The organism is Aurantimonas sp. 22II-16-19i (assembly GCF_002088275.1).
Lineage (GTDB): Bacteria > Pseudomonadota > Alphaproteobacteria > Rhizobiales > Rhizobiaceae > Jiella.
Window position 1 is genome coordinate 347,286 of sequence record NZ_AQQS01000002.1, and the last position, 6,761, is coordinate 354,046.

The 6,761-nt window shown below is 67.0% G+C and carries 9 protein-coding genes; all 9 read left to right on the top strand.

What is annotated here, in order from left to right:
- Positions 1 to 265: 265 nt before the first annotated feature.
- Positions 266 to 985, top strand: a complete 720-nt coding sequence (locus ATO4_RS04255; protein WP_083590152.1) for a hypothetical protein — start codon at positions 266 to 268, stop codon at positions 983 to 985.
- Positions 982 to 1,365, top strand: a complete 384-nt coding sequence (locus ATO4_RS04260; RefSeq protein WP_083590153.1) for a Mor transcription activator family protein — start codon at positions 982 to 984, stop codon at positions 1,363 to 1,365. Before ATO4_RS04255 ends, ATO4_RS04260 begins: the two co-directional genes overlap by 4 nt.
- Before the next feature lie 86 nt (positions 1,366 to 1,451).
- Positions 1,452 to 2,225, top strand: a complete 774-nt coding sequence (locus ATO4_RS04265; RefSeq protein WP_083590154.1) for a peptidoglycan-binding protein — start codon at positions 1,452 to 1,454, stop codon at positions 2,223 to 2,225.
- 285 nt (positions 2,226 to 2,510) lie between these two features.
- A complete protein-coding gene (locus ATO4_RS26875) occupies positions 2,511 to 2,891 on the top strand; it encodes a hypothetical protein (RefSeq protein WP_139802240.1) in 381 nt (126 codons plus the stop codon).
- 15 nt (positions 2,892 to 2,906) lie between these two features.
- A complete protein-coding gene (locus tag ATO4_RS04275; RefSeq protein ID WP_083590156.1) occupies positions 2,907 to 3,500 on the top strand; it encodes a hypothetical protein in 594 nt (197 codons plus the stop codon).
- Positions 3,497 to 3,793 (top strand): hypothetical protein, encoded by a 297-nt coding sequence (locus ATO4_RS04280; protein WP_083590157.1) that lies wholly within the window; start codon positions 3,497 to 3,499, stop codon positions 3,791 to 3,793. The genes ATO4_RS04275 and ATO4_RS04280 overlap by 4 nt, the downstream gene beginning before the upstream one ends.
- Entirely contained in the window at positions 3,741 to 4,358 is a 618-nt protein-coding gene (locus tag ATO4_RS04285; protein WP_245308557.1) for a DUF3486 family protein, read from the top strand. The genes ATO4_RS04280 and ATO4_RS04285 overlap by 53 nt, the downstream gene beginning before the upstream one ends.
- Positions 4,359 to 4,462: 104 nt before the next feature.
- On the top strand, positions 4,463 to 5,974 hold the full coding sequence (locus ATO4_RS04290; RefSeq protein ID WP_245308567.1) for a hypothetical protein: 1,512 nt from the start codon (positions 4,463 to 4,465) through the stop codon (positions 5,972 to 5,974).
- Positions 5,968 to 6,761, top strand: a 794-nt coding sequence (locus ATO4_RS04295; RefSeq protein WP_139802241.1) for a DUF935 family protein, incomplete at its 3' end; no start/stop codon positions are given. The genes ATO4_RS04290 and ATO4_RS04295, both read left to right, overlap by 7 nt.

Genomic DNA, 6,761 nt, shown 5'->3' on the forward strand with positions numbered 1-6,761 from the left:
TGACGCCGGCGCTTTTGTGCTCGTCTTCCCTGCCGCTCATGCTCGGCTGCCTGACCCCGGCGCTGTTCGTCGCAAGGTCTTCCCGGTCGAGCACCATGCGGCCGAGCCCATGGTTCCTGCCGTCTTTTCCTGACGTCATCCGTATCGTCTCCAGGTTCTGTCTCCGCCTGGGGATGCCAGGCCTTGGTGCGCGTTGCCTCGCGCGCCAAGGCCGCCTTTCTACCATGGGTTTGGTCGCGCCCCTAACGCAGGGGCACGGGAGATCATGAGCGCTCCGGTCCCTCGCTCGATCGGCGGCGCGCGCCTCGAGGCGGCGGATTCGCTCGACTATTTCCCGACGCCGCCCTGGGCGACCCGGGCGCTGTTCGCGGAGATCCTCGGCACGAAGCCGTTCCGGGACCTCAGCGTCGAGGAACCCGCCTGCGGCGAGGGCCACATGGTCTATGTGCTCCAGGAGGTCTTCGGGACGGTCCGGGCCAGCGACGTCCATGATCACGGCTATCGGCTGGATGGCGGTCTCGCCATCCGCGACTTCCTGGAGCCTGAAGCCTGGGGCGGGATCGACCGGCCCGACTGGATCATCACCAATCCACCCTTCGGCGCCAAGCTGCTGGCCTTCGTGCGCCGCGCTCTCGCCAGGGCGAGGACCGGCGTCGCCATCTACATGCCGACGGTGAAGCTGGACGGGATCAACCGCCACCGCTTCGTCTACGAGACCAATCCGCCGCACACGATCGCCCAGTTCGTCGAGCGGGCGCCCTGCCACAAGGGACGCTGGGAGCCGGACGGCGGCACCTTCACGGCCTATTGCTGGCTGATCTGGCGGCTCGACCGGGCGGTTACAGATCCCGTCTTCAAGTGGATCCGCCCCTGCCGCTCGCGCCTGACCTTTCAGCGCGACATCGATCTGTTCGGATGGCCCGCCGAAAGCGAGGGGTTTTCTGCCCCGCCCTTGAGCGGTGAACCGCTGGCGGGGGCCCGATGAGCGAGCGGCTGGAAGACGAGCTGATCGAGCTGCTCGGGCCTCAGGACTTCATCCGCCTGGTCGAGGCCTATGGCGGCGAGCGGCGCTATATCCCGAAGAGCGAGACCGGCACCGAGATCGCCGGGAAGCTCGGGGAAGAAGTCGCGCGGCGGCTGGCGAAGCGCTTCGGCGGCGACGAGATTTCCATCCCTCTTGCCCGCACGTTCCGGGCGCGCCACTATCGCGCCGCCGATCTGAACAATCGCGAGATCGCCAGGCGGCTCGGAATCAGCGTCAACGGTGTCGAGAAGCTGTTCCGCCGCCGCCCCTCCGCCCGGCCGCCGCGTCGGCGCCAGGCCGACCCGCGCCAGACCGACCTCTTCGGATCGCCCGGGAACTGACCCTGCCTCGGGACATGTCCCGACTGATACCCCGCCGTCCCATCCCGCATGGTCGGGCCTCATCGTCACCCGCGAGAGGCTCCCCGATGAGCGCACCCATTCCCTTCATCCCGTGGCTGCAGATGCGCCTGACGGCGCACGGCTTTGCCTGCGGCGCGATCGACGGCATCGTCGGCGACATGACGCGGGCGGCGATCCGCGGCTTCGAGGCCTCGAAAGGCCTGCCGGTGGACGGCATGGCCGACGAAGACGTGGTGGCCTGGCTGCGCACCGAGGGCAATCCGACGCTGGCGGCGCTGCGCTCCTCGTCGAGCACCGTCGACGAGGATACGAGGGCAATCGTCGGCCACCGCGAGGTGCCCGAGGAAGACATCCAGAAGATCGCCCTCGTCGGCAACACCTGGCCGCGCCAGTCGGGCGTTTCGTCCTTCTACGGCGCCGTCGGCACCAATCAGACGACGATCGAAATCCCGTTCGACATGGTCCTCGCCTGGTCGAAGACGACGCGGGCGCGGAAGATGACGCTGCACCGGAAGGTGGCACCGTCGGCCGAACGTGTGCTCCAGCGCGTGGCGCAGATCTATTCGGCCAAAGAGCGGGCCGATCTCGGCCTCAACCTCTTCGCCGGCTCGCTCAACGTGCGCCGGATGCGCGGCGGGTCGGCCTACTCGATGCATTCCTGGGGCATCGCGATCGACTTCGACAGCGAGCGCAATCAGCTCAAATGGGGCGCTCCCAAGGCCCGGCTGTCCCATGCCGACGCGCTGCCCTTCTGGCAGGCCTGGGAGGCCGAGGGCTGGCTCTCTCTTGGTCGGGCCCGGAACTACGACTGGATGCACGTCCAGGCGGCTCGGCTCTAGTCTCCCCTTCAAACCGCCTTCGAAAGGTCTCCCATGCGCTTTCTGGCTTTCCTCGCGCCCCTGCTCGGGACGCTGCTCGCAGTCTCGCGACCGACGGTGGTCGTCGCCGATCCCGTCGACCTGTCGGCCTCGCGCTTCTGGCGTCTCGTCGCCGGAGGGCTTTCGTGGGCAATCCTTGTCGGCCTGGTCGTGCTCCTCGCGGTCCTCGTCCTCGCCGGCATCGCTCATGCTGAGGTCGCGGCCGCGGCGCCGGCGCCGATCGATTTCGGCCCGATGGCGGGAGCGATGATCGAGATCCTGGCGCCGGCGGCGCTCGCGGTTCTCTCGGCGCTCGCCGCTTGGGCTTTCGCGCTGTTCCGCAAGAAGACCGGCTGGCAGATCGACGGCGAGGTCGGCAAGATCGTTGACCAGGGATTAGCGAAGGCCGTCGATTTCGCGGCCTCGCAGCTCCATGCGCGTGCCTCGAAAGGGATCCCCATCGCGTTCAAGCATCACGCGATCGAAATTGCTGCCGGCTATGCTCTGGAGAAGTTTCCCGGGGCGCTCAAGCACTTCGGGATCACCAGTGTCGGCGACAGTCGGCTCGCCGAGATGGTGGAGGCGCGGCTCGTCGACTGGCTGGCCGATCCGGAAGCGGAGCGGCCAGGCGCCGCCGCTTCCTCGTGACGCCCAGCGTGCTGCATGGAATGGTATGACCTCGCTCTCCGACTGCTGTCGCCGCTCGTCGCGATCGCCGCCCTCGTGTTCACGATCAATTCGGCTCGCTCACGGGCGTCGAAAGAAGAGAGCGACAAGCTCGACAGCCGCCTTTCGACCCTGGAGCGGACCGCGATCAAGCGGGAAGACGTCGACGGGCTCAAGGCGAGCATCGGCGAACTGTCCGGTATCGTCCGTGACATGAAGGCAGTCGCCAAGGAAGCGGAAGAGGCCGGCGAGCGGTCGCAGCGCAACGAGGGCCGGGTCATGGCGCTGGAGCGCGATGCGCATCGCTGGGCCGAGATCGAGGGCCAGGTCGATCGGATCAGCGAGGACCGGCTGAAGGTCGCCCAGATCCACCAGGCAACCTTCGAACAGCTGCGCGACCGGATCGGCCGGGTCGAAGAGACGATCAAGCATTCGCCGAGCGCCAACCAGGTTTCCGATCTGAGAACGCTCGTCGAGAAGATGGGCGGCGACATCCGGGTGTTGTCGGAGGGGATGCGGCCGCTGGCGGCAAGCGTCGGGCGGATCGACGACTTCCTGATGGGGCAGGCCGGCAAGCGAGGGCAGGCATGAATTTCAACGAGCATGCGACCCGGGACGCCCGGCTGGTGATCCTTAAGGCGCTGGCCGAGCAGACGGACGGCCGTCTGAACGAGACGCTGTTGCAGGTGACGATCGAGACGTTCGGGCATCGGCGCTCACGCGACTGGGTGCGGACCCAGATGCGGGCGCTCGAAGAACTCGGCGCGATCCGCGTGATCAAGGCTGGCGAGGAGTTCCTGATCGGTGAACTGACCCAGCTCGGCCAGGACCATGTCGATCGCCGCGCAATCGTCGAGGGCGTCGCCCGCCCGTCGCCGCGCTGAGGGACGCATCATGGTCACGGGACGCGGACGGCTCTCTTCGATCGATCTCCTGCCACCGGAGGCCGATCCGATCGTCCAGTGGGCGGTCGAGGAACTGCAGGCCAGCGAACGCACCCAAGCCGATATTCTGTTCGAGATGAACGACAGGCTGGAGGCGATCGGTAGCGACACGATCTCCTCCTCGGCCTTCAATCGGTACTCCACCCGGCTCGCGGCGACGACGCGCCAGCTGAAGGAAACCCGCGAAATCGCCAAGGCTGTGACCGAGCGCCTCGGTCCGGACACGGCCGACGACATCACGGTCATGTTGGTCGAGCTTCTGAAGTCCGCAACCTACTCCGTTCTACGTGGTGGGCAGGTGTCCTCGAAGGAGGTGATGGAGCTCTCGCGCGGCCTGCAGGGGGCCCTGTCGGCGCAGAAGATGAGCGCCGACGCCCGCAGGCGGCAGGAAGCCGAAATCGCCGCGCGCGTCGGGGAGGTCGTCGACGCCGCCGGCAAGGCCGCCGGTCTTTCCGCCGAGCGGATCGGCCAGCTGCGCCGTGATTTCCTGGGCGTCAGACCGTGAGCGACGCCCCGATCCTGCCGCGCGATCCGGCGGCCTTGCCGGACGCGCTGCCGCGCGGCGCGGAGATCCCGGCCGATCAGGACCCCTTCGCAGAAGGCATCCTGATGAAGCACCAAGCGGACTGGCTCGCCGATCCGTCGCCCCTCAAGATCGCCTCAAAGGGGCGTCGAACCGGCATCACCTATGCCGAGATGCTCGACGCCACGCTGATCGCGGCCGCTTCCCGGGAGGCCGGCGGCGACAATGTCTTCTATATCGGCGACACCAAGGAAAAGGGGCGGGAGGCGATCGGCTATGTCGCCCATTTCGCCAAGGTTGTTGCGGGCGAGCTGGCGGGAATCGAGGAGTTCCTGTTCGAGGACGGGCAGGCCGACGGCTCGACCAAGTTCATCTCGGCCTACCGGGTGCGCTTTGCCTCGGGCTTCCGGGTCGAGGCGCTGTCGTCGAACCCGGCGAACATCCGCGGCCTGCAGGGCATCGTCGTCATCGACGAGGCGGCGTTCCACCGGGACGTGCGCGAAGTGATCGACGCCGTCAATGCGCTGCTGATCTGGGGCGGCAAAGTGCGGGTGATCTCGACGCACAACGGCATCCTCAACCCGTTCAACGAGCTGATCACCGAGGCGAAGGCGGGGAAGAACAAGTTCAACGTCCACCACATCCCGTTCCAGGCAGCCGTGGACAACGGTCTCTATGAGCGCGTCTGCCTGGTGCGGGGACGCGTTCCGACGCCCGAAAGCAAGGCCGAGTGGGAAGCGGACATTCGCGGCGCCTACGGCACCCGCACCGCCAAGATGCGCCAGGAACTGGATGCGATTCCGACCGACGCCGAGGGCGCGGCGCTGACCCGCGTTCTCATCGAGCGGGTCGCCGACCGGTCCGTCCCGGTCGTGCGCTGGCAACTCGGTGACGACTTCCGCAGTCTGTCAAAGGAAGGCCGCGAGGCCGTCCAGAAGGATTTTTGCGAGCGAGAGCTGAAGTCGATCCTCGCCGCACTCGACAAGCGGCGCGGCCATGTCTTCGGCCAGGACTTCGCGCGATCGGGGGACGTTTCCTCGCTGCGCGTTTACGAGATGGGCGCCGACCTGGTGCGCCGCCTGCGGCTCATCCTTGAAATGCGCAACATCACCTTCGACGCCCAGCGCGATACGCTGTTCTATATCGTCGACCGATTGCCGCGATTCCTGAAGGGGGCGCTCGACGCGACCGGCAACGGCTCTGCTCACGCCGAGAGCGCCGCGCTCAAATACGGCGACAGCATCATCGAGGTGAAGCTGACGGCGCAATGGTACCAGGCCAATGGCGGCGCCTATGTCGAAGCTTTCACGGATCAGACCGTCACCGTCGCTGCCGACGAGGACGAGATTCGCGATCACCAGGCGCTGCAATATGTGAACGGTGTCATCCGCGTGCCGGAGGATCACCGGAACAAGGGACAGGACGGGCAGAACCGCCACGGCGACAACGCGATCGCCGGCATGCTGGCCTGGTTCGCCTCGCGGCAAGAGTCTCACGACTATGGCTACACGCCCGTCTCGGCTCTCGATCAGGCGGGCGGGCTCGGCTTCGCGACCGGGGGGACCAGCCTCAATACGGGGGACAGAACGCTATGGTAAAGGCCGCGATTGTCCGCTTCCAGGACCGGTGGGGCCGCTCGCCGGAAGCCTCGACCCTCGGCTCCGTATTTGCGACGCCGCAGGAATGGGGACCGCGACGGGTGATCGGCGATGCCGTCGCCTCGGGGCTCGGACCGGAGCGGCTCGCGGGGATCCTGCGCCAGTCGGCGGACGGGGACGCCCGCGCCTACCTCACCCTCGCGATGGAGATGGAGGAGCGATATCTCCACTACGCCTCGCAGCTGCAGACCCGGCGGCTGGCGATCGAGGGGATTCCTGTCTCGATCGAGCACGACAAGGAAGTCCCGACGAAGATCGTCGACGCCGTCAACAATCTCGTGGAGGATCCGCGCTTCGAGGAGATGTCGGGAACCCTGACCGATGGGATCGGGAAAGGTTACGCGGTCACGGAGATCATCTGGGACTATCAGCGAGGGATGCTTCGCCCCGTCGACTTCGTCTGGCGCGATCAGCGCTTCTTCCAGTACGACGAGGCGACGCGCACCGAGCTGCGGCTGCGCGATGATTCCGACCCGCGCAATGGGCTGGCTCTGCCGGCGGCGAAGTTCATCATTCACGAGCCGCGCACCCGCATGGGGCTGCCGATCCGGCGCGGCATGGCGCGCCCCGCCGCCTGGGCGTTCCTGATCCAGAGTTTCGCCCTGAAGGACTGGGCGAGCTTCGCCGAGATCTATGGCGTGCCGCTGCGGATCGGCAAGTTCGGCCAGAACGCCTCGGATGCCGAGAAGAGCATCCTTCTCCAGGCGGTGCGGTCGCTCGCCAATGA

Coding starts and splice junctions, on each gene's coding strand:
- ATO4_RS04255 (WP_083590152.1), top strand. CDS start 266: ATGAGCGCTCCGGTCCCTCGCTCGATCGGCGGCGCGCGCCTCGAGGCG.
- ATO4_RS04260 (WP_083590153.1), top strand. CDS start 982: ATGAGCGAGCGGCTGGAAGACGAGCTGATCGAGCTGCTCGGGCCTCAG.
- ATO4_RS04265 (WP_083590154.1), top strand. CDS start 1,452: ATGAGCGCACCCATTCCCTTCATCCCGTGGCTGCAGATGCGCCTGACG.
- ATO4_RS26875 (WP_139802240.1), top strand. CDS start 2,511: ATGATCGAGATCCTGGCGCCGGCGGCGCTCGCGGTTCTCTCGGCGCTC.
- ATO4_RS04275 (WP_083590156.1), top strand. CDS start 2,907: ATGGAATGGTATGACCTCGCTCTCCGACTGCTGTCGCCGCTCGTCGCG.
- ATO4_RS04280 (WP_083590157.1), top strand. CDS start 3,497: ATGAATTTCAACGAGCATGCGACCCGGGACGCCCGGCTGGTGATCCTT.
- ATO4_RS04285 (WP_245308557.1), top strand. CDS start 3,741: ATGTCGATCGCCGCGCAATCGTCGAGGGCGTCGCCCGCCCGTCGCCGC.
- ATO4_RS04290 (WP_245308567.1), top strand. CDS start 4,463: ATGAAGCACCAAGCGGACTGGCTCGCCGATCCGTCGCCCCTCAAGATC.